Raw genomic sequence first — 22,288 nt, 5'->3', positions numbered from 1 at the left:
ATAAATGCAATAATATTGCATCTTCAAAAAAAAGGATTCATAGATGTCTAAATTCTGGCCCATTGTCGCCCTTACCTGCATTTTATTTTACTCTTGCTCAGATAATGATGAACCGATTATTGAGAATGAGGAAGAGATCATAACTGATGTCATTCTAACGTTCAAAAGTGACTCACAAACAGTAACTGCAAGTGCGATTGATCCCGATGGTGTGGGTTTTGGAAATCTGGAGGTGGTTGATACGATTCGATTAATTTCAAATACTGACTATTCGCTTACAATTGAACTGGAGAACAGTGTAAATCAGGAAATCATTACTGAAGAGATCAAAGCTGAGGCGGATGAACATCTTTTGTTTTTTGGGTTCACAACCGATTTTTTCACAAGTCCCGGAGGCGATGGAAATATTGATGACCGATCTCATCCTATCAATTACCTTGATGCCGATGATGGTGGATTACCCCTGGGATTAAATACGGAATGGACGACCGGGGCTGCTAATAGTGGCATTTTTAGAGTTGTCCTAAAGCATCAGCCAGGATTGAAATCGGCGGTAAGCAACATACAGGATGGTGAGTCTGAGGTAGATATACAATGGGTGATTGAAATTGCCGACTGATTATTCAGGTATTGGTCTGCGATTAGCTTTAATGATTGTTTCACTACGTTTTCGGTCGAGTTCGGCCTTGAAGTCATCATTAAGCTTTTTGATCTCCTTTTTGTTGTTCTTAGCACCAATGCTGCTAACCACACCACTGAGTAGCGCTTTAGCCCAATAATTGAAAATAGCTTTGCTTCCGTCTCGATGATGGAAAATATCACCTTCACGTACAAATAGGAGGTGAGGGTTTTTCTTACTGACGACGAAAGTGTTGGCAAAGAAGGATTTGATGGATGCGCCATGTCCTTTGTTACCCTCATCATCAGGATTGAGTACCCGTATCTTGAGATCGTCATAGTAGAACTTCATATCGCCAATCGCATAATCCTCATTGGCTTCAAAGTTGAAAGTGACATGCTTATTGTATCCATCCCTTATTCGAACGAAAGCTGTATGCTCAAGTAACCTGTTCAACTCCGTGAGGTCCATATCGTTTAGAGTGCCCTGAAAGAAAAAGAACTGCCCTGCATCAAGTAGGTCGAAGTCGACGGTAACATCAAAATTTCCCGTATTCATCATTACCCCTCGAGAATTAAACGTCATGATGCTATTCAAGGCCAAACGGTTACGGTCATTCGAAATATTCTTTAATTCGGCATCAATGTCCCTAAAGAAAATATTTCCGGGCCGTGTACCGCTCTCGGAAAATTCAGAGTGCGATACAAATCCGTTTTTGATCCTGACTTTATTGATGAAAAAGGGTTGGTCAATGTTCATGAGCATTTCCTGAGGTAATGGACGCTGAACATCTGGCTCAATAGGAAGGCGTTTATCCCTGTGAGTATCCAGGTTTAAATTAACGATTTCAATTTCCTCAAGCTCGAGATAATCCTCTTCAATCATTTTCCTCTGATCCATATTCTTGAGCCGAATTTCATCGATGTGTAAGTCCAACCAATCCTTTTGATAGGTAATATGGCGTTGGAACTGAGAACGACTATAAAGCGGGTCGAGTAGGATATTGTGTATGATAAATTCATTTGTTTCACCATCGTAGTCAATACCTGCTACCCTGAACTCGTAAAGGCTGTCAGGGGTAGTAATCGCGATCTGGCTGGTAGATAAAGAACTACTTGGGAGTAGTTCCGGTAGGCTGCTCATGGTAGTGGTAGAATCGATCGAGAGATCATCGACTGCAAATACAATGTCTCCAATGGACAGTGGTTGTGCGTGATTAAGCCCTTGTTTGGTCACAGAAAAACGTCCGTGATCCAGTAAGAAATACTTTGAGGTGATCGAAGGGATGCCAGGGTTAGTATTTTCGTCTTGTTGGTCAGGTTGCTTTCTCAAGTCCAAATCTGCTGACGGATTCCTAATGATTAAGGAATCCATTACCAGGCGTTTCTCGTGTGCGAGTATCTCCGGATCTAAGCCTGAAATTCTGATTTCCGGAATATCAAGGGACGAATGGCTGGTTGGATTGAGGGAAATGTTTTGGATTTTGATATCCCCTTCTTTCGTGTTGATAAGGGCAGATTTGATATTAACCGAGTCTTCCTTTCCATAATGTCTAATGGAAAGGTCCCTAACGTCAGCCAGGTAATTCTTCGCAGAAAAAATGGTAGAATCTTTCCCCAGATCAAAATTGGCAATGAGCAGATTGAGATGCCTGACATCAGTCATTAAGCTTCGATTCTTAATGTGGTTTTCGAAGTGAATAGATCCATTGGAAACATTTAGTGATCCAAACTTGAGGAGGTCTTTCTCCAGGTTTGTTGGCTTCTTTGCCTTCTGATACAACTTGATATTCGCTTTTGGGGTAAGTACGTACCCCGTGTAGAAATGGAGCTGTTTTTCATTGATCAAATGATGAAAATTGATCTGCCTAAGCTTAAATTCATGACTGCTGACATTGATTTGGTTGGAGGAGGTGTCTGAAAGGGAGATCAATTCCAGTTGCTTGATATCCAGTGTGCTGTCTTTGATAGAAATGGATAGTTCGTACCCGGTCAGTTGGTGGTTGATTTTCGGTAAAAACATGTACAGTGAATCACTTCGGTATCCTATGGTAGTGAAATATTCATCCTGAATGGAATCGTAATGAAAGTGGGACAGTTCAGCGTCGAAGTTGTACATATGGGCCAATACCTTTCCATCAGGAGAATGGTGGGTGAGCATGCCATTAGTGAATTTCACCTCCCTAAATTCCGTGTGATGAGCCCAGTGAACTAATTTTTTTCTATCGGATTCTGATTTTTCGTGAGGATGTATGGCAATATTTGGCTGGTCAATGATCAATGTATCGAATGCCAGAAGTTCATTTCGCAAGAAGTGATCAAGATCAAATTCGGTGACACTTACCTTTCCAAATGTAAATGGCTCATCCATTTCTTTGGATTGCATAGAAATATTGGCAGCATGTAGTGTTTTCCAGTCAATTAGGTCTAGTCTGTGCAGGTCCAGATCAATTTTATCAGAAGAAAGGTTAAGGTCCTTGAGGGTGATGTGTGCGTTTTCGGTAAGGTTGCTGAAGTAGAAACCTATGGAGTCAGCAGTCTGGTAGTCAATTTTGGAAAGACTGGCTGAGGCGTGATTAACTAAAAGTGAGGTTATACCATCATGCAAACGAATATTTCCATCAATATATCTGAGTTCTTCTATGTTGATGTTTCTTAAAAAACCCAACCCCTTACCGGTTCCCATTGATTTGTTTCTGATATCAATATTGGTAATTGGTTTCACGATCTCCAGTGTTTTGGCCATAATGTTACCATTGATCAGCTCATCCATGGTTGCCATTTCCAGCACTCTCAAACTATCTATTTGAAAGTTGATTTCAATATCGGAGGATCTGCCAACCGGGGTAACAGCCAATCCGGCAAGGTTTGCACTGGACGTTTTATTTGAATACTCGAAATGATTGATCTTAACCGTATGCGAGCTGTCGATTATGTGAGCGAAGAGTTCATTCCCATCCAGATACATGTATTTATAAATATTGGCGAGGTCAGAGAGGGAGGAGTGGGTAGAGTCGATATGTAGATTATCTAGACGCAGGTTGATCTCCTTTCCACGATAGCTGGCAAGATGTTGCTTGTCGGGAAGGTCCAGAAATAGGGTTGCTTTATCCACATAAAGACGCTGAACTTTAATGTCAGAAAAAAGTACTGTGGATAGTTTCATGAGATTGAGCTCTTCCTTATCCTCGAGTTTTGCTTCTTTACCCGACTTAAAGACTTTAACTGTCGGACTAAGTACTCTAACAGAATCCAGTAGGAGCGCATTATTTGAATAAGCACTTCCAAAGTCCAGTCCTCTAAAGTTGAATTCCGGAATGTCTATATCATAGTAGGTATCTAATTCTTTAATGTCTATCCCTTTTTTCGGATTAAGGCTTAAGTTCTTGAAAAGGACGTCACCTGTTCCTGTAGAGATATGAAATTCATCAAATGATATATTATGAATACTGTCCCCCAGGTTGAAGGTTTGATCGGTAATGATCAACTCAATCTTATCTGTATATAGGAACTTAGAGCTGTCGCTTACAGACGAAGCACTATCAAGCTGGAAGTTTTTGATCAGGAAGTCAATTTGATCTACCTGAACACTAAAGTCATTACTTGGCTTTTGATAACGAATGGTAGCATTGTCAATTTCGAAATCTTGTATGCTGAACGACCTTAGATAATCAGAAATGCCTTCATATAAAGATCCTGTCTCAATTGAAAGGGTAGATCTCTGACCTTTTGAATTGGTTTTATTTATCCCAATTTTGGGGTCGTAGATTTTAATACCGGTTATTTTCAGGTCACGATCAAAGTAAAGGTTCCAAACAGATCCGAAACCAATTTCGATTCTCGGAATATGAATGTCATAATTTGTAGTTGTATCTAATAAAGTCGTAGAATCTCGGTGGATATGCAACTCACTAATGTGAATATGCTTAGCCAGCAGTTGAAGATTGAGTTCATTGAAATCTACAAGGTATCCATTCTTGCTTTTTTGGGCGATTTGCTCCTTGATAAGCATTTCAACCAATCTCGTTCCATACTGAGACAAAAACACGATTAAGCCTGTGATTACCACAGTGAAAGCTGTGGTCAGGATGATCCAGGTATATGATTTCTTTCGTGTTTTGATAGGTGGTGAGTTTTGAAATTTGAATTTAGAAATATTATTTCTAATAATCAGAGATGACTTTTTCGTTTGAAGGCGAAAATAATATCACTTTCAGTGATTCTTTTACTTTTGTTCTTAACTGTCTGATAATGAATGTGTTTTTGTTGTTAGTAACGGAACATTAAAGTGCTTTGATTTCTACGTAATATCAAATGATATAAAATTGACACTTAAAAATTTTGAAAAACTATCAAATGATAGTATCATTGTAACGGAATAGAGAGTATCTATTTTCCATAGCTGGTTCTTAATGAGGGAGGGTTGCATCATGTAACCCTTTCTTTTTCTAAATCGTCCTATATTTGAACCTTAATAGTTGTTGATGGAAATAAATGACAGAATTTCGGAACTTATTACGACACTACAATTGAATCCGAATTCATTTGCAGATGCGATAGGAGTGAAAGGGACAGTCATTTACAACATTGTTAAGGGGAGAAGAAGCAAGCCGAGCTACGATGTTCTTCAGAAAATATTATTGGCATATCATGGAATCAATGCCAATTGGTTGTTGAATGGCGAAGGTGATTTATGGAAGGACGGAGTAGAGATTCCTGCGGAAGTTCAGCCGGGATATGTTCTGATAGAAAACAGACTGGAAACCCTGGCAGCCCAACTTCGAGAGGATTTTGGCGAACATCCGGCCATTGATGAGATAGAGGAGCTTTGTTCAAAACTCATCGAGGAAAATGTTGAGCAGCGTTATAAGATAATTTCTCTCTATGAGAAGCAGGATCAGATTCTTGATGTGATCCGTAAGAAGCTCTCAATCGATCTTTAATCTCTTTTTTTAGTGGTAGATGCTTTTCGCTTGTTTCTTAACAAACAGGTACTTAAAGCTATTTCCTGAGGCTGCCGCCAATCCTCCACAAATCCCGCCGATAGCACCTGATATGATCAAAAGATAAATGCCATTGTCTACAGGGAAGAGTTCAATCATTTTCTGAGTGAAGTCTGAGTTGGATTGATAATCCAGGATAGCGGCATATGAGATCCAAACCAAACCCGCTCCCAAAAAGCCACTTACAAAGGTGCTTACACCAGATCCGTGAATAAGGAATCCAACGATGAAAGAAACCACCATCAGAATCCACCAGGGCAGATATATTGACAATAAATAGGTCAGCACAGCAATGAGTAATATTCTGATCAATAACTTCATCTCTTTGGTAGTAAGGTGACTGTTTGCTTAATGTTTTTAGAATCTTTTACCTGCGGTCCGAAGGTGAGCTTGTAATACTTACCGGCAGCCCAATCATTGATCATGCCTCCATAGGATTCGTTTCCGGGGTTTCCGGATTGGCTTCCAGGATAAATTCCCCAGGCTTCCGGACCATCAGGTCCCATATCCACAATCATTCGCCACGAAGGGCCGGCAAATTTACTCGCCGCATTGACGATGCTTTTGCCTCCACCAATTTTCACATTCTTAAAGGAGAAAGGGTCTAATTGAAGCAGGTGATTGATTTCTGTTCCCTTTACCAGGTACCAAACAAAATCAGTTTCGTTTGCCTCATCCCATGCCTCCAGCGAATCTACTGCCTGATCGAACGATATTTTGATAAGATCGGAGGCGTTCTCCTCTTGAGGGGTTGATAGCCGGTTGAAGTATTTTAGGTCAGGTTGATTTTTGATAAGGTACGAAGCAATAAACTTGTCGGGATAAGTAATCGCAGAGGTAATCGTATCCAATTCGTCCCATGTATTGCGATAAAGTATGTCCCACCACAACTTATACATAGAAGGGGCTTTCAATTCAGCTTCATTGAAGTAATCCCACTTTGAAAGTGCCTGGTAATAACTCCAGTGTCTCGGAGTGAATGTGGTGGTATCCAGGCTGTCCAACAGCGTAGGGAGAATTTCTGAAGCGTGATAGTTGTAGTTATCGTTTTGTAGCTTCTTAAAGTCTTTCACATCTACCTGACCAAGTTTTTCGAGTCGGTCGTTTACCCTTCTATTGCGATAGAATTCATAATGATGATCATAATAATAATAGGGGTAGGTGGAATCTGCAGGATGTTGGTTGGCGGAGCTTAAAAAGCCTTTTTCCGGATTCTCATATTGCAGCATGTGTTCGAAAGGAATCATTGTTGAAAATTCCTGTGAAGGTGAGGAGCCATCCATGAGAAATTTACCCGCACCTCTGGATTTGATTGGAAATTTTCCAGGCAGATAAATGCCAATATCTCCTTGAGCTGTCCCAATTAAAATGTTGTTAGGAGGACCCTGAAAGGTTTTTAGGGCATTCTTAAAATCTGCGGCACTTTGAGAGCGGTTGATGTTATAGAGTGTTCTGTAAGAGTTTCCTTCTAAATGAGCCACCCATCGCATGGCACAGTTAAGCTTTCCATGATTGGAGTAGAAATTTCGGTCATACACTACCGGGCCATGATGCACATAGACGACCGTGTCCATAAAAGGGTCTGAACCCCTGATCTTAATTTTTTCAATAACCTGCTCAGTTTTAAACCACTGATTGTTGTACCAGTACTCCTTTCTTTCATCATTTTTGAACTGAACAGTATACCAGTCGACCTGATCTCTTGGGCTATTCGTTAGGCCCCAGACGAGTGAGTCATTGAAACCTATCAGAATAACCGGAGTTCCGGGTACCGTAACCCCCATTGTATTGATGCCATCAGCGTTTAGATGCGCGGCATGCCAGATCGAAGGCTGATCTAGTTTTAGGTCTGTTTCATTGGCAAAAAGTACGTTGCCGTTTGTTGTTTTTTGACCTGATGCGACAAAGTTGTTACTGCCGTACAATGGGCTTGGTTTATCGATGGTCTTTTCAATGGAGGCCATCGGATTACGAACAGTGGAACTGAATGTTTGTGCCGGATCAAAATCCCATTTAGTTCCTGTAGGAATGATGGGGTCAAGATTACCGAGCTGATCCGGAAACAGCAGGTCAAAATCTTTTTTGCCCAGCACTTTTAAGAGGTTGGTATTTTCTAAATCGGATTCACTTCTGCTGAGCGTATTGCAAAGCATGGCATAAGCCATGCACGATTTGAGCGGAGACCACTTCTCAGGTTCATAGTCAAGCAGTTTAAATTCGATTGGATATTTAGCGTAGGAGAGCTGATCAATATAAGCATTGACGCCATCCGAATAGGCCACGATCATTTCTCTGAGCTCCTCGTCCTTTTGGACCGTTGACCATAGATCATGGGTGATTTTCTTTAGTCCGATCCGTCGGTTAAGTCTATCGAAATTAAGTGCTCGTTCACCAAGGACTTCTGATAATCTTCCCAAAGTCATTCGAGCAAAGATGTCCATTTGCCAAAGTCGATCTCGTGCAGTCAGGTAACCTTGAGTGAAGTAGAGGTCGTGATTGTTCTTAGCATAGATATGCGGGATTTGAAGATCGTCAAATTGGACTTTAACTGATTCGGAAAGCCCATCAATATTCAGTGACTCATTAATAGAGTAGGTAGATTCAATGTTTTGCAGGTATCCTTCAAATGGGCTCAGAAGCTTTGCGAGAGGAGGAGTTTCTCCGAATTTGGAATTAAGACTGATAGCCACGGCTAAGGTGATAGCTAACAGAATAAGGAATCTAATCGTCTTCATTAAAGGTGTTCAGTGTCCGCTTTTTATACTTTCTCGGTAGGCAGGTGAATGCAGCCACAATTTGCAAATTATTCTGCGTATTTTCCATTATCTGGCTAAATAGAAATGGCCATAGTACATTTGATCAATGAACCAGTCACCCGGATCAGTTTATGTTCGGTTTTGGAAACCGTTAATCGACCGTTTTTTTGCGTTGTTAGGGCTGGTGCTGTTTTGGCCGTTACTGGTGCTTTTGCTGGCGATCAATTATTTCATCGGACTGCCGGGGCTGTTTATTCATCAGAGACCAGGAAAGAATAGCAAGCCCTTTTTACTATTGAAGCTATGTACGATTCATCCGAAAACAAGTGAGATTTCTCGTTATGGGCAGTTTCTCAGAAATTGTTCACTAGATGAATTACCCCAGTTAATTAATATCCTCGCCGGTCATATGAGTTTCATTGGTCCGAGGCCACTGCTGATGGAGTATCTCGAAGCATATGATGAACGTGCACAAAGGAGGCATCAGGTGCTGCCTGGGATAACAGGGTGGGCGCAGGTCAATGGGAGAAATGAATTGTCACTGGAAGCGAAGGTTGATTTGGATCTGGAGTATGTTGATCAGCTTTCATTTGCTTTAGATGTGAAAATACTAATGAAGACATTTGTCCAGATGCTTCGATTTGATCAGGCTGATGGACATGATCGGAAAGTGGGGCATGAAAGCAGGTCAGCCGCCTGAACCTTTTTTGAATAGAGGGCCATTGCCACTCAGTAGATCCGGGGGTAAATAAAATTCTAGCTGAAAGTTGATGAACAGGTAGGAGTCCTTTGTTTTTGGGTTACCTCTGCGACCACCTTCAATTAATATGTTGTCGTAAGCGTCCTGGTTGATCACAGGTATTTCATCTTTTCTATTCGATACCAACTCAGTGGTCAGGTCAGGGTATGCGGAAGGGTAGCGCCGGGATACATCATCCAGGTAATCTGATGTGGTAAAGTGATAACTAACCTCTGCGTTTAGGTTCATGAACGTATTAAGTCTCAGCTTAACACCCATCCCTACAGGAAATGAAAGGGCCCATTGACTATAGTCTACACCTTCAGTCTGTAATTCTGCAAGAGCTATGGTTTGCTCCGAAATGCTGGTTTTAGGGTTAAAGTGGCTAGCTCCTACTCCTGCGAAGAGATAAGGTTCAGCGCCTTTTCTTCGATAGTAGTCCCCCGAATAGTTAAAAATATAATAGACTCCCTGTAGGCTGATCTCCCAGTTGTTGCCGTTGAAGGAAAGATTTCGCTGGCGAGCATAGGTGCTGTCCTTTGCTTTAGCATCTGTACCTTTCAGTCCAAAATAAGCAACCTGAGCACGTGCAGAGACTTTACTCAGTAGACGAGTCTCAAGTCCGAAATTGAGGTTAGAGGCCGCTTTACGAATGTGGCTATCGTGCTTGAGGTCTCCAAAGTATGTAGCGGAGCCAGTTCCAATATGCAAGGAAAAGTATCGGTCGTTAAGCTGCCATGACAGAAAGTCCTGGGCCATCAGCGAGGATGACAACAGAGTAAAGCAAATGAACAGCCGAATGTTTTTCATAAGGGCTCAAAATAACTAAACCTTACAAGCTTTCAAATAGTGCTCGTTAGGTTTAGTTGGAGGTTCCGGGCAGATGAGTATTCTCAAACGATGCAATTTGTAACAATACTTGAAAAACGAGGTTGTCGCATCAACGTTCAGAAAGTAAAAACCCCGATTTCTGTCAGAAATCGGGGTTTTGTGTGTTTAGAGGTTCCAGGCGGATTCGAACCGCCGTAAAAGGTTTTGCAGACCTCTGCCTAGCCACTCGGCCATGGAACCATTTTAGGATCGCAAACTTATGCGAAGTTTAGAAAACAGGGAAGCGAATGCTTCCCTGTTTTTCAAATATTTAATCTTCAGAAGTCTCTTCTCCTTTTTCTTCTTCTTTTGGAGCTTCTTCAGCTTTCTTTTTAGTCGCTTTTTTAGCGGCTGGCTTAGTAGCTGCTTCCTCCATTTGCTCTTTTAGAGCAGAAAGTGCTTCGATATCACCTAGAGTTGATTTCTCTGACTCTTTGTTGATTTTAGCAAGTGTGTTGCCACCTTTTGCTCCAGCTTTCTTCTTAGGAGCTGGCTCAACTGGCTGCTCTGCACCCTCTTTCCAGATAGAAGTGTGAGAAAGAACGATTCTCTTGTCGTCTTTTGAGAACTCAAGCACTTTGAAGTCTAGTGTTTCACCTTCACTCGCGTAAGACTCATCTTCTTTTTGAAGATTTTTAGAGCTTACCTGACCTTCAAGACCGTAAGGAAGTTCTAGGAATGCTCCTTTATCGTTCTTAGAGATTACAGTACACTTGTGAACAGAACCTCTTGTGAATACAGTTTCGAAAGTATCCCAAGGGTTTTCTTCAAGATGCTTGTGGCTAAGTGCCAAACGTCTGTTATCAACGTCTAGTTCCTGAACTACTACCTCAAGGTTTTCACCAACTTTCACAAATTCAGATGGGTGTTTAACCTTTTTAGTCCAGCTAAGATCAGAAACGTGTACCAATCCGTCGATACCTTCTTCCAATTCGATGAATAGACCGAAGTTGGTAAGGTTTCTAACGATACCAGTATGCTTGGTTCCAACAGCGTATTTAGTTAATAGATCTTGCTTAGTCCATGGATCTTCAGTCAATTGCTTGATACCTAGAGACATTTTTCTTTCTTCTCTGTCGATAGTCAAAACAACTGCTTCAAGCTCATCACCTACATTCATGAAATCCTGAGGATTTCTTAGGTGCTGAGACCATGACATTTCAGATACGTGGATAAGACCTTCAACACCAGGGATGATCTCAAGGAATGCACCATAATCAGCAACATTTACGATCTTACCTTTTACTTTAGATCCTATCTCGATACCAGCGTCAAGTGAATCCCAAGGGTGAGCAGTCAATTGCTTCATACCCAAAGAAATTCTCTTCTTATCATCGTCAAAGTCAAGTACTACAACGTTCACTTTCTCATCTAGCTTAAGCACTTCCTCAGGGTGGTTGATTCTACCCCAGGAGATGTCAGTGATGTGAAGTAGACCATCAACACCACCCAAGTCGATGAATACACCGAAGTTGGTCATGTTCTTGATCACACCTTCTAGTACCTGTCCTTTTTCAAGGTTGTTAAGGATTTCAGCTTTTTGTTTCTCAATGTCTTTCTCGATAAGGACTTTGTGAGAAACTACAACGTTATCGTTAGTGTAGTTGATTTTCACAACTTTCACTTCCATTTTCTTACCTACAAATACATCAAAGTCTCTGATAGGCTTAACGTCAATTTGTGATCCGGGAAGGAAGGCTTCAACACCGTAGATATCTACGATCAAACCACCTTTGGTTCTTCTCTTAACCAAACCTTCGATCACACTATCATTGTCAAGAGCACCCTGGATGTTCTCCCATGCCTTAACGATTTTTGCTTTTCTTCTAGAAAGTACAAGCTGTCCGTTAGCATTTTCCTGCTCTTCAACGTACACCTCGATTTCGTCGCCTTTTTTCAAGTCAGGAAGATCCCTGAATTCTGAAAGGGCTACCAATCCGTCTGATTTGAAGCCGATGTTTACAATAACATCTCTGTCAGTGATACCTACGATGGTACCGGTCATTACTTCTTTCTCTGTGATTGAATTCATGGTAGAGGCATAAAGCTCTTCCATTTTCTTTCTGTCTGCTTCTGAGTATTCTTCACCAAAACCATCGTCAGATGAGGTGTCCCATACGTCAGTTTTTTCTGGAGTGGCCGGAGCTACAGGAGTTTCTTCTACTGCAACTTCTTGTGCTTGAGCTTCAGTGTTTTCAGTTGTCTCCTGAACCTCTTTTTTTTCTTCTTCTGCCATAATAATTGTGACTCTAATTATACACTACCAACTGCGAGTCTACAGTACGAGCGTTTTTGTTAAACATTGTTGAATGGTTGAACCCAAACAACCCATTCACTCGAATGGAGGCGCAAAGTTAGTGATAATATTGATTAAATAATGAGCTGAATTCATTTTTATAAAGGGTTTTGAGCAGGGGAAACCCTTCAATGGCAATATGAGTAATTGCTAACGTTATTTTTTGTGAACTCAGACAGCAAATTTAATTCTCTGACTACTTTTGGCGGAGATACTCCTCAACTAACTACTATAGTCTTGCTAGAAGAACGCCATGCCAGCTTAAAAGCCTACAATACCTTTCGGTTAGATGTTAAGTCGGATTATTTGATGCGAATTACCGATGTCAATGATTTGTCGGAAATCTACGAGTCTCAACAATATAAGCGACTAAAAAAGCTGATACTGGGTGGAGGATCGAATGTGCTTTTTACCCGTAATTTTTTAGGAATTATTCTAAAAATGGAGATTAGTGGTATTAAAGTAGAAGAAGATTCGAGCGACTCCGTGATCGTGAGTTTTGGGGCCGGAGAGAACTGGCATCAATGTGTGCTGTGGGCCATCGATCAGGGACTAGGGGGAGTCGAAAACCTTTCTTTAATCCCGGGAACAGTAGGCGCAGCTCCAATTCAAAATATTGGGGCGTATGGAGTAGAGCTCAAAGAGGTCTTTCATTCGTTGGAGGCTTACGAGGTTAAAACAGGAAAGATTGTTCGGTTTTACAATGAAGACTGCAAGTTCGGTTATCGCTATAGTGTTTTTAAAGGAGCACAGAAAGGAAAATACGCGATCACAAGGGTATATCTGAGACTTTCGAAAAAGCCGACGTTCAACATAGAGTATGGTAACCTGAAGCAAAAGCTGGAGGAAATGGGAGTGGAGGAGTTGAGCTTGAAAAGTGTTAGCCAGGCAGTGATTGATATTCGACAATCCAAACTCCCTGATCCTATGGTCATCGGCAATGCCGGAAGCTTCTTTAAAAATCCGGTCATTGAAAATGAACATTTTGAATCGTTGAAAGCGGCCTTTGATGATATACCGGGCTACCCTGCCGACGAGGAAAGCACGAAGGTTCCTGCCGCGTGGTTGATTGATCAATGTGGATGGAAAGGCAAGCGCTTTGGTGAGGTTGGCGTACATGAAAAACAAGCATTGGTACTGGTGAACCATGGCAATGGAAAAGGTAGGGACCTTGTTCATTTGTCGAAGGATATTCAGAATTCGGTATTCAAGAAATACGGGATCAATCTTGATCCTGAAGTGAACGTCATTTAGTTCCGCTCAAAATTTCATCAGAAACAAGCCCTATTTTTGAACCTGATGAAACTCCTGATCATAGAAGATAATCCATCACTGAGTGATAATATCAAAGCATACTTATCCAGGGAAGGGTATGTATGTGAAGTGGCACTAAACTATAGAAGCGCCAGCGAGAAGTTGTATGGCTATAAATATGACCTGATTGCACTGGACCTTATGCTTCCTGATGGGAATGGTCTGGACTTACTCAAAACGATTAAGGGCAATTGGCCGGACATGGGAGTGCTTATTATTTCAGCTAAAAACGCTCTTGATGATAAGATTAGTGGACTGGACCTTGGAGCCGATGATTACCTTCCAAAACCTTTCCACCTGGCAGAACTGAATTCGAGGTTGAAGGCGATATTTCGGCGTAGAAATCAACAAGGCGAAACCAAGGTAGTATTTGAAGAGATCGTTATTAGCGCTGAAACGTTCGAGGTCCGGGTGAACGACCAAGTGCTGGATCTGACTCCTAAAGAATTTGATCTTATTCATTATTTCGTAGTCAATCAAAACCGGGTTTTGACTAAACAGGCCATTGCCGAACATCTATGGGGGGACTATATGGATGCGGCAGATTCTTTTGATTTTGTTTATCAGCATATCAAAAACATAAGAAAAAAGATCACCGCAGCGGGAGGTGAGGATTACATTCATACGGTTTATGGTCTGGGCTATAAATTCAAAAAGGAGTAACCATGCGACTGATCTTAAAAATCACACTGCTTTATGGGCTCATTGCATTGATTGTATTTCTGATTGGAGCCTACATCAACTTTCGGGTGATGAGTCGGGAAATTGATAAGGAACAGCGTTTTTATATCGAGGAGCGGCTAGAGAAAGTCATCGAGCGCATTGAACGTCGACCTCCGACGTCTGAATGGGTACGGGATAAACTAAAAGTTACTCCGTTGCCAGAATTGGTACCTGATGGCAAACCGCAGTACTCGGATACCCTGGTCATGCACAGTGGATTACAGCGGATAGAGCCACATATCAAATTGGAACTCATCAAAAACATCAATGACCATAGCTATAAGATCATGTTGTATGATTTGATCGTTGAATCAGATGATATCGAAGATGCCGTAAGGGAGTCCATGATCAAGACTTACCTGATTCTCATGATTGCCGTGATAGTCCTTGGTTTTATCGTTTCCTACTTCTTTTTTAAGCCGTTTTATCAAACCCTGGAGGTGATTCGATCCTTTTCGATTAAAGATAACCGACCTTTTAAACTGGATAAACCTACTACCTGGGAGTTTAGAAAGTTGAATCAGTTTATTGAGGATATGGGGCAAAAGGTGAAGCAGGATTATCAGTCCCTAAAGGAGTTTTCCGAAAACGCTTCACACGAAATTCAGACGCCACTGGCCATTGCCCAGGGTAAACTGGAGCTGCTGATGAGTACCTCCGATCTGACCGAAGAACAGTTGGGGTTGATCACATCTGCGCAGAGCTCTTTAAGACGCCTGAGTAAGTTAAGCCTGTCACTGGGTCTCCTCACAAAGATTGATAACCAGGAATTTTCTGATTTGGGGACAGTAGATCTCTCAAAAATTACCAAATCAATTCTTGCTGAATATAAAGAGTTGATTGAGTTGAAGGAACTATCTCTCGAAGTTGAAATTGAAGAGCAGATTACTGTTACAGGCAATGTCGCACTTTTAGAAATCATGATCTCCAACCTGCTGACCAATGCGGTCAAGCATAACACAAAGGAAGGATTTATCTATGTCAAGCTAAATTCTCATCAATTAGTGATTGAGAACTCCGGGGAGCCCTTAAATGCACCTGCGTCAGAGCTCTTTGGTAGATTTAAAAAGGGATCAGATAACCCGGATTCCTGGGGGCTCGGATTGTCTATAGTGAAGAAAATTGTAGATCAGCATGGGTTTGAGATAAACTACAGCACTCAGGAACAAAAACATTTTGTGGTTGTTGCCTTTAAAGAATCTTAGACTTCAAAATTGCTTCAGGTATGGTCACTAAATTTGGGCCTGCAATTAGATATTAGATGCTTAAAAAATTCTTTTTTCCTTTTTTTCTGTTTGTATTCACCGTGGAACTTTCAGCGCAGAGTGGTTCGCTTGTAAGTGGTCAGGTCGTTGATGGTGATACAAAAGAAGTCCTTGAATATGCGACAGTGAGCCTATTGGCTTCGGAGGACGAGTCTTTGGTTACAGGTGGAGTTACGGATGCCGATGGACAGTTTTCTATTTCGATTGAGCCGGGAAGCTACATTGCCAGAATTCAATTCATTACTTATGGGTCTCGTGATATCCCGGTTACTGTAGCTAAAGGGAATCAATCGTCTCTGGGGATGATTGGTCTGGAGTCAATGAGCGAGGAATTGGAAGAAGTGGTTGTTCGAGGTGAAAAGACACAAATGGAGTTGACCCTTGACAAGAAGGTTTATAATGTAGGTCAGGATTTGAGTAACCTGGGAGGAAGTGCGACGGATATACTAGCCAACCTGCCGTCTGTGACGACCGATGTTGAGGGTAATGTTGAACTGCGTGGTAGTTCGAATGTGAAAATCCTGATCGACGGTAAGCCCTCAGGACTTGTTGGTCTGAGTTCAAACGATGCGTTGCGTCAGTTACAGGGAAACCTGATAGAGCGAATAGAAATCATTACAAACCCTTCCGCCAGGTATGACGCAGAGGGAATGGCCGGAATAATCAATATTATCCTGAAAAAGGATTCGAAGAAGGGAGTGAATGGTAGTTTTCAGGTAAATACCGGTTACCCTCATAATCATGGGGCTTCTGTAAATATGAACCTCAGAAGAGACTGGATAAACTTTTTCATAAATTATGGAGTGAATTATCGCAACGCTCCCGGTGGAGGAAGTGCGAAACAACGCTATGATCTTGATGCACCGGCGACTACAACTGGCCTGTCACAATACACCACAGATTTGAGAAGAAGTCACGACAGAGCAGGTCTGAGCAACAATGTGCGATTTGGGGCAGATTTCTTTATCGGAGAACAAAGCCAGATTACAGCAGCATTTCTTTATCGCTACTCAGATGAATTAAATGAGACCGTGCTCAAGTACTATGATTATGACCTGAGTGGAAACTCGATTGGTTATACGAGAAGGAATGATGAAGAGAATGAAGGAGACGAAAATCTTGAGTATTCGATCAATTATACGAGAAACTTCGCAAGAAAGGAGCATAAACTAACCGCGGATATTCAGTACCAAAACAACTATGAGGTCGAAAAATCGGATATCATTCAATATGTAGGGATGAGTTCTGCGGATGCTACAGCGTCACTGTTCCAAAAAGTAAAGAATGATGAGGGTGAAGATCGACTCATGATCCAATCCGATTACATTCATCCATTTGGTGCTGACGGGAAGTTTGAGCTAGGCTTCAGAAGCACCATTCGAAACGTAAAAAATATTTATGATGTCGCTCAAAAGGAAAATGAGGTGGATGCTTATACTCCTTTGGCTGCTTTTAGTACCGATTTTGCTTATGACGAACGTGTTCATGCTGCTTATGGAATTGTGAGCAATAAGTATGAGAAGTTCTCATGGCAAGTGGGGGTAAGGTCGGAGATGACTGATATAGGGACTATCCAAAAGGAAAGTGAAGTGGAGCGCTCCTGGAAGTATGTTAATTTCTTTCCTAGCGTATTTGGTACTTATAAAATCGGGAAGGATTTACAGCTTCAGCTCAGCTATAGCAGAAGAATCAATCGCCCCAGATTCAGAGAACTAAATCCATTTAGTTCCTTTTCGGATAACAGAAATTTCTGGGTGGGTAATCCTGAACTTCAGCCGGAATTTACAGACTCTTACGAGTTTGGGCTCCTGAAAAGCTCGAATAAATTCACCCTTTATTACGGCGTTTATTATCGCTATACAGATGACCTGATCAGGCGTGTTACGCTTGTTCCTAATGAGAACGGCGAGCGATATCGAAGGCCGTATAATATTGGGGAACGCTCGGATTTAGGGCTGGAAGCCAATCTTTCTTTTGAGGCGAGTTCGTGGTATAGAATGGCGGGCAATTTCAATTTCTATCATGGGCAGACTAAAGGTGCAGTAGGAGATTCCATCAACTTGTCTGCCAAAACCATCACCTTCAATACGCGATTAAGTAATAATTTCAAACTTGGACCTCAAACTGATGCCCAGTTAAATATTAACTACCGTGCCCCTCAAAAAGTCTCACAGGGGAGAAGGGACTATATGGCCTCTGTGGATATGGGAGTATCCAGAGATGTGTTCAATAAAAAAGGAACGTTAGCTTTCAGTGCTACAGATCTTTTCAATACCAGAAAGTACCGATTTGAAACCGAGATCGAGGGTTTCTATGAGCGTGGTACCTGGCAATGGCGAAGGGGGCCTTCACTTCAGCTGACGTTCACTTATAGACTCAATCAAAAAAAATTAAGACCTCAGAGAGATGGTAATAATGGTGGGTTTGGAGGCGATGATGGCTTTTAGATCATAGCCGTCACATGGCTAATCTCTCCTTCATATTTTTCAACAGTCACCCCAAATTTCCGCAGAAAGTCGACACCCTCATCATTTGAGATGCCCTTATACTCGGCATAAGATTTTAGGAATATAACTTTCTCTATGCCTGCACTGTAGATGATTCTGGCGCAGGCCAGACATGGGGAAAGTGTTACGTAAAGTGTTGCTCCCTCAATATCTGTTTTGTTCTTTACTGCATAAAGGATTGCATTTTGCTCGGCATGGATAGCCAGAGAACAGCCGCCTTTCGAGTCGCGAGGACATCCTGCCTCCGGGTATTCGGTGTCGCAGTTATGTGTTCCGGCAGGAGGACCATTATAGCCGATGGATATGATGCGTGTATCCTTTGTTAGTACCGCTCCAACATGTCGTTTGATGCAGTGACTTCTTTTGGCCAGGTTTACGGCCAACTCCATAAAAATATCGTCGAATTCTGGTCTCTCCATTTCAAAGGCTAAGGTAATGCCTTAGATAAACAAAAGACAGATATGTGTATTTTTAGACAGGGTAAATTAAGCTGATCATGAAAACTACACTACTGTTTTGGCTTTTTGGGCTGATGTGTTTCTTCACTCATAGTCAAAGTCTGATGGAGCTGGATACCACGGAATATTTCGATTTCTGGGTAGGGGAGTGGCAGGTCGCCTGGGATGAAGGGAATGGTGTGGAGGTGTTAGGAACTAATACAATTGCCAAATCCCTGGATGATAAAGTAATCATTGAAAATTTTCGAATTACCCGGGGTAAGAGTGCCGGATTTAAAGGGATGAGCATGTCAGTTTATCAGAAAAGATTCAAACGCTGGAAGCAGGTATGGTCTGATAATCAGGGTGGGTATTTTGATTTTACCGGCGCTGTTGATGGGGACAAGAGGATGTTTGCAACGGCAGTGACTGAGAAGAACGGAAAACAACAACAACAACGAATGGTGTTCTATGATATCGAAGAAAATAGCATGACCTGGGATTGGGAAAAGACCGAAGATGGAGGAAAGACATGGTCATTGCTGTGGAGGATATTCTATACCAGAAACGATTAGCTCAAATAGTTAAAGAACTGATTTTTGTCAGGAAGTTGGCTTTCGGTAGTCATTGGGCTCTGCTCTCGCTTTCCCAATCTTTGAAAGATGGAAAGCAATTTGATTAGAAAGTATAATATTCCCGGGCCTCGATACACCAGCTATCCAACGGTTCCCTTCTGGGATTCAGAGTCTTTTAGTATCGAGGGATGGAAGGATGCGATTAACCATACATTCTGGACTTCAGGTAAGGAAGTGAGTATCTACATCCATTTGCCTTTTTGTGAGAGCTTGTGCACCTATTGTGGATGCAACACACGAATAACAAAGAATCACGAGGTAGAAATTAAGTATATCAATGCCGTTCTGAAGGAATGGGCAATGTACGTGGCCAGTTTTCCGTCCAAACCGGTAATTAAGGAAATTCATCTTGGCGGAGGTACACCAACATTTTTCTCTCCTACACATCTTGAACAATTGATTCTGGGGATATTAAGCTTTGGTAATGTGTCGATGGATCATGAGTTTGCTTTTGAAGGGCATCCTAATAACACTACACAAGAGCACTTGGAAACGCTTTACCGGTTAGGTTTTCGTAGAGTCTCTTTTGGTATACAGGATTTTGACCCGTATGTTCAAAAGCTAATTAATCGTGTTCAGCCTTACCATAAAGTCAAAGAAGTTACGGAGACAGCCAGGGAAGTTGGTTTCACTTCGGTTAACTATGACTTGATTTATGGTTTGCCGGGTCAAACATTAGAAACGGTTAGGAGGACTATTGAGCAGACCTTGAATTTGAGACCTGATCGAATAGCCTTCTACAGCTATGCACATATTCCTCATTTAAAACCTGCGCAGAAATCATTTGAAGAGCATTTACCTGATAGTAGTGAAAAATGCAGTTTCTATGAATTGGGTAAAGCAATGTTGACTGAAGGAGGTTATAAGGACATAGGAATGGATCATTTTTCCTTGTCTGATGATGCGTTATTTAAGGCATATGAGCAAGGAAACTTGCATCGAAATTTTATGGGATATAGCCTCCAGCATACAGAACTGGTTATTGGGCTTGGAGTAAGTGCGATTGGTGATTCTTGGGCTTCATTTGCTCAGAATGTGAAGAACGTGGAAGCCTATTATGAAAAAATAGAAGAGGGGCAATTGCCTATTCTGAAGGGACATCACCTGACCACGGAGGACCTGATCGTCAGGAGCAAAATCCTGGACTTAATTTGTCGTTATCAGGCTTCCTGGACTGAAGAGGAGCTTCATGGGTTTGGGCTCAACATCAACTTTGAAATGTTGGATAATCTTAAAGAGGATGAATTAATTGAACTCAAAGACTTTGGTATAGAAGTAACAGATAAGGGAAGGCCTTTTATTCGGAATATATGCATGCCCTTTGATGTCAGAATGTGGAAAGCAAAAGATAAAAAGTTACCAACCTTCAGTAAAACAATCTAAAAGAGTAAGCTGAAGATAAAAGCCAGAGAGATGATTTCAGATCTTTTGAGTACTTCCCGAAAGGTCTGTAAGGCAAGTGTGAGATGTGATTCGACGGTTTTTACGGATATGCCCATCTTATGAGCAATTTGTTTGTTTGTCAGGCCCTCAAACCTGGACATTTCCAGTACCAACCTGCGTTTATCAGGCATTTGTTCCAGTTGAGTTCTGATCAGGTCCTTAAGTTCGTTGAAGATTACATCATTTTGAGTACTATTAACAGGCTGAAGTAAATGAAGTTGATGTTCCTCTGCGGCTTTTTGCTTTATCCTGCGCCTAAATTCATCAAGTATGGTGTTTTTGGCTATAGAATAAATGTAGGATTGGATATTGCCCTGGGCATTCAAAGAACTACGAACTCTCCATAGCTTAGTAAACACCTCCTGAACAATTTCTTCGGCGCTCCCCTGATCTAATCCCTTTTGAATACAGAAGTAGAAAATCTTTTTATGGTAAAGATGAAAAACATGGTCAAACCCACGTTGGTCATCGTTCTTAAGTTTCTCTATGGCTTCTTCTAAGGTCAATGCTGCAAACGATTGTTCTGTGAATGTAGCGAATATATTTTGAAGTGAGATTTGAACAGGCTCACCTGGCTGGCGATTAAATTGGCTAGTCATTGTGACTACATGTTAATACTTCATCTTTCGTTGATGGAATTTCAAAATTCGGTACAAATTGAGATGAATTTCGTAAAAAAGACTGCACCGGAAATTCGATAAAAACTGTGTAGTATTTTCGTGGAGCTTGCGAATTTGCGACATGAAAACATCACTTAAAGCAAGGGTTTATTCTTTGAAAATATTTGATTGGAAAAGGATTTATTTAAGTGAAATCATAAAATATGGATAAATCGGATCGATTTTTTTGTCATATTTGAATGTTGCTAACTGAGCGAAAATCGTGAAAAAAGTTCTCACCGTTAAATACAAAAAGCCCAACCTCGAGGATAAAAAATACTTCGAGGAGGTGTATCGTGAGTACTTTGATAGACTCTTTGCCTATGCGCTTGTGATTACCAGATCTGAGTCGTTGGCAAAGGATGTTGTATCCGATGTATTCTTTAACCTTTACAACGCTCAAACTAATCTACGCTCAATCAGAGAGCTGAAATCCTATCTTTTTACGAGCACAAAAAATCAGGCAATCCGATGCCTTTCTCAGGACCCGCTGCAGTTCGAAAGTGAAAACTTCGATCAGGTTGCTAATTCAATAGATAAAGTCAACCCTGAAGATTTAATGGTGGGCAAAGAATTGGATGAGTTTTTACACCAGGTGATAGCTGATCTCCCTGACACCTGTTCACTGGTATTTTCTCTTGTTCGTGAAAAAGGGATGAAATATTCGGAAGTAGCAACAGAATTAGGAATATCCGTAGACACGGTAAAGTATCACGTCAAGACCGCATTGAAGAAAATTAAGAGTGAGCTGGAGGGCAGGTATGATGACTCGAAGGTAATTGACTGGTATAGTACAGGGCTAATGATGCTTATGATTGGTTCTGATAGTGTTTTGAATTCCTGATAATATTTCCCTGAATAATCGCTTAAACATTATGTTATTTTTAAATAACACTCATTTTATTGATGTGATTTTTAAATAAGAATTCTTTTTATTGAAAAGAGTACATTTCTTTTACCTCAACCTACCCGCTTAGTCCCTTTCAGACTCTTACTACCGAGTTTCGTCATATCGAAACGACA

At 41.4% G+C, this 22,288-nt stretch carries 17 protein-coding genes and 1 tRNA gene; 10 read left to right on the top strand and 8 right to left on the bottom strand.

Annotated elements, in window-relative coordinates; genetic code table 11:
- Positions 1 to 43 precede the first annotated feature (43 nt).
- The gene (locus NXR94_RS04915; RefSeq protein ID WP_258103468.1) at positions 44 to 619 is read left to right on the top strand and encodes a hypothetical protein; all 576 of its coding nucleotides are present in this window, start codon (positions 44 to 46) and stop codon (positions 617 to 619) included.
- Here NXR94_RS04915 and NXR94_RS04910 read toward each other — a convergent pair whose 3' ends face one another.
- A complete protein-coding gene (locus NXR94_RS04910; RefSeq protein ID WP_258103467.1) occupies positions 620 to 4,660 on the bottom strand; it encodes a hypothetical protein in 4,041 nt (1,346 codons plus the stop codon).
- Positions 4,661 to 5,102: 442 nt separating this feature from the next.
- On the opposite strand from NXR94_RS04910, the gene NXR94_RS04905 reads away from it, so the two are divergent.
- On the top strand, positions 5,103 to 5,561 hold the full coding sequence (locus NXR94_RS04905) for a helix-turn-helix domain-containing protein (protein ID WP_258103466.1): 459 nt from the start codon (positions 5,103 to 5,105) through the stop codon (positions 5,559 to 5,561).
- A gap of 9 nt (positions 5,562 to 5,570) precedes the next feature.
- Here NXR94_RS04905 and NXR94_RS04900 read toward each other — a convergent pair whose 3' ends face one another.
- Positions 5,571 to 5,942, bottom strand: coding sequence for a hypothetical protein (locus NXR94_RS04900; RefSeq protein WP_258103465.1), 372 nt, complete (start codon positions 5,940 to 5,942; stop codon positions 5,571 to 5,573).
- Positions 5,939 to 8,356 (bottom strand): penicillin acylase family protein, encoded by a 2,418-nt coding sequence (locus NXR94_RS04895; protein WP_258103464.1) that lies wholly within the window; start codon positions 8,354 to 8,356, stop codon positions 5,939 to 5,941. The genes NXR94_RS04900 and NXR94_RS04895 overlap by 4 nt, the downstream gene beginning before the upstream one ends.
- A 127-nt stretch (positions 8,357 to 8,483) precedes the next feature.
- On the opposite strand from NXR94_RS04895, the gene NXR94_RS04890 reads away from it, so the two are divergent.
- The gene (locus NXR94_RS04890; protein ID WP_258103463.1) at positions 8,484 to 9,077 is read left to right on the top strand and encodes a sugar transferase; all 594 of its coding nucleotides are present in this window, start codon (positions 8,484 to 8,486) and stop codon (positions 9,075 to 9,077) included.
- Here NXR94_RS04890 and NXR94_RS04885 read toward each other — a convergent pair.
- The 3 genes from NXR94_RS04885 to rpsA all read right to left on the bottom strand — a co-directional run bounded on the left by NXR94_RS04885 (position 9,066) and on the right by rpsA (position 12,222).
- Positions 9,066 to 9,926: a DUF6089 family protein gene (locus NXR94_RS04885; RefSeq protein ID WP_258103462.1), complete on the bottom strand. Its 861-nt coding sequence runs from the start codon at positions 9,924 to 9,926 to the stop codon at positions 9,066 to 9,068. The two genes, NXR94_RS04890 and NXR94_RS04885, sit on opposite strands and share 12 nt — an antisense overlap.
- Positions 9,927 to 10,116: 190 nt before the next feature.
- Positions 10,117 to 10,187: transfer RNA gene (locus tag NXR94_RS04880), tRNA-Cys, on the bottom strand.
- A gap of 70 nt (positions 10,188 to 10,257) precedes the next feature.
- Positions 10,258 to 12,222: a 30S ribosomal protein S1 gene (rpsA, locus tag NXR94_RS04875; protein WP_258103461.1), complete on the bottom strand. Its 1,965-nt coding sequence runs from the start codon at positions 12,220 to 12,222 to the stop codon at positions 10,258 to 10,260.
- A gap of 225 nt (positions 12,223 to 12,447) precedes the next feature.
- Between rpsA and murB the strand changes: the two genes are divergently transcribed.
- Genes murB through NXR94_RS04855 form a run of 4 tightly spaced genes read left to right on the top strand, consistent with a single transcriptional unit; the run spans position 12,448 to position 18,031 of the window.
- Complete coding sequence (murB, locus tag NXR94_RS04870) at positions 12,448 to 13,536, top strand: UDP-N-acetylmuramate dehydrogenase (RefSeq protein WP_308706257.1); 1,089 nt, start codon at positions 12,448 to 12,450, stop codon at positions 13,534 to 13,536.
- A 45-nt stretch (positions 13,537 to 13,581) separates the two neighbouring features.
- Complete coding sequence (locus NXR94_RS04865) at positions 13,582 to 14,259, top strand: response regulator transcription factor (RefSeq protein WP_258103460.1); 678 nt, start codon at positions 13,582 to 13,584, stop codon at positions 14,257 to 14,259.
- 2 nt (positions 14,260 to 14,261) lie between these two features.
- A complete protein-coding gene (locus NXR94_RS04860) occupies positions 14,262 to 15,524 on the top strand; it encodes a HAMP domain-containing sensor histidine kinase (RefSeq protein ID WP_258103459.1) in 1,263 nt (420 codons plus the stop codon).
- A gap of 56 nt (positions 15,525 to 15,580) precedes the next feature.
- Positions 15,581 to 18,031: an outer membrane beta-barrel family protein gene (locus tag NXR94_RS04855; protein WP_258103458.1), complete on the top strand. Its 2,451-nt coding sequence runs from the start codon at positions 15,581 to 15,583 to the stop codon at positions 18,029 to 18,031.
- Here NXR94_RS04855 and NXR94_RS04850 read toward each other — a convergent pair.
- The gene (locus NXR94_RS04850) at positions 18,028 to 18,510 is read right to left on the bottom strand and encodes a dCMP deaminase family protein (RefSeq protein ID WP_258103457.1); all 483 of its coding nucleotides are present in this window, start codon (positions 18,508 to 18,510) and stop codon (positions 18,028 to 18,030) included. The two genes, NXR94_RS04855 and NXR94_RS04850, sit on opposite strands and share 4 nt — an antisense overlap.
- A 77-nt stretch (positions 18,511 to 18,587) precedes the next feature.
- Between NXR94_RS04850 and NXR94_RS04845 the strand changes: the two genes are divergently transcribed.
- A complete protein-coding gene (locus tag NXR94_RS04845) occupies positions 18,588 to 19,103 on the top strand; it encodes a hypothetical protein (RefSeq protein WP_258103456.1) in 516 nt (171 codons plus the stop codon).
- An 87-nt stretch (positions 19,104 to 19,190) separates the two neighbouring features.
- Positions 19,191 to 20,546, top strand: a complete 1,356-nt coding sequence (gene hemN / locus NXR94_RS04840; RefSeq protein WP_258103455.1) for an oxygen-independent coproporphyrinogen III oxidase — start codon at positions 19,191 to 19,193, stop codon at positions 20,544 to 20,546.
- Here hemN and NXR94_RS04835 read toward each other — a convergent pair.
- Positions 20,543 to 21,205: an RNA polymerase sigma factor gene (locus NXR94_RS04835; protein WP_258103454.1), complete on the bottom strand. Its 663-nt coding sequence runs from the start codon at positions 21,203 to 21,205 to the stop codon at positions 20,543 to 20,545. The genes hemN and NXR94_RS04835 overlap by 4 nt on opposite strands.
- A gap of 283 nt (positions 21,206 to 21,488) precedes the next feature.
- Between NXR94_RS04835 and NXR94_RS04830 the strand changes: the two genes are divergently transcribed.
- On the top strand, positions 21,489 to 22,109 hold the full coding sequence (locus tag NXR94_RS04830; RefSeq protein WP_258103453.1) for an RNA polymerase sigma factor: 621 nt from the start codon (positions 21,489 to 21,491) through the stop codon (positions 22,107 to 22,109).
- Positions 22,110 to 22,288 lie beyond the last annotated feature (179 nt).

The organism is Marinoscillum sp. MHG1-6 (genome assembly GCF_024714475.1).
Taxonomy (GTDB): domain Bacteria; phylum Bacteroidota; class Bacteroidia; order Cytophagales; family Cyclobacteriaceae; genus JAMZMI01.
This window is presented reverse-complemented; position numbering and strand designations above follow the sequence as displayed.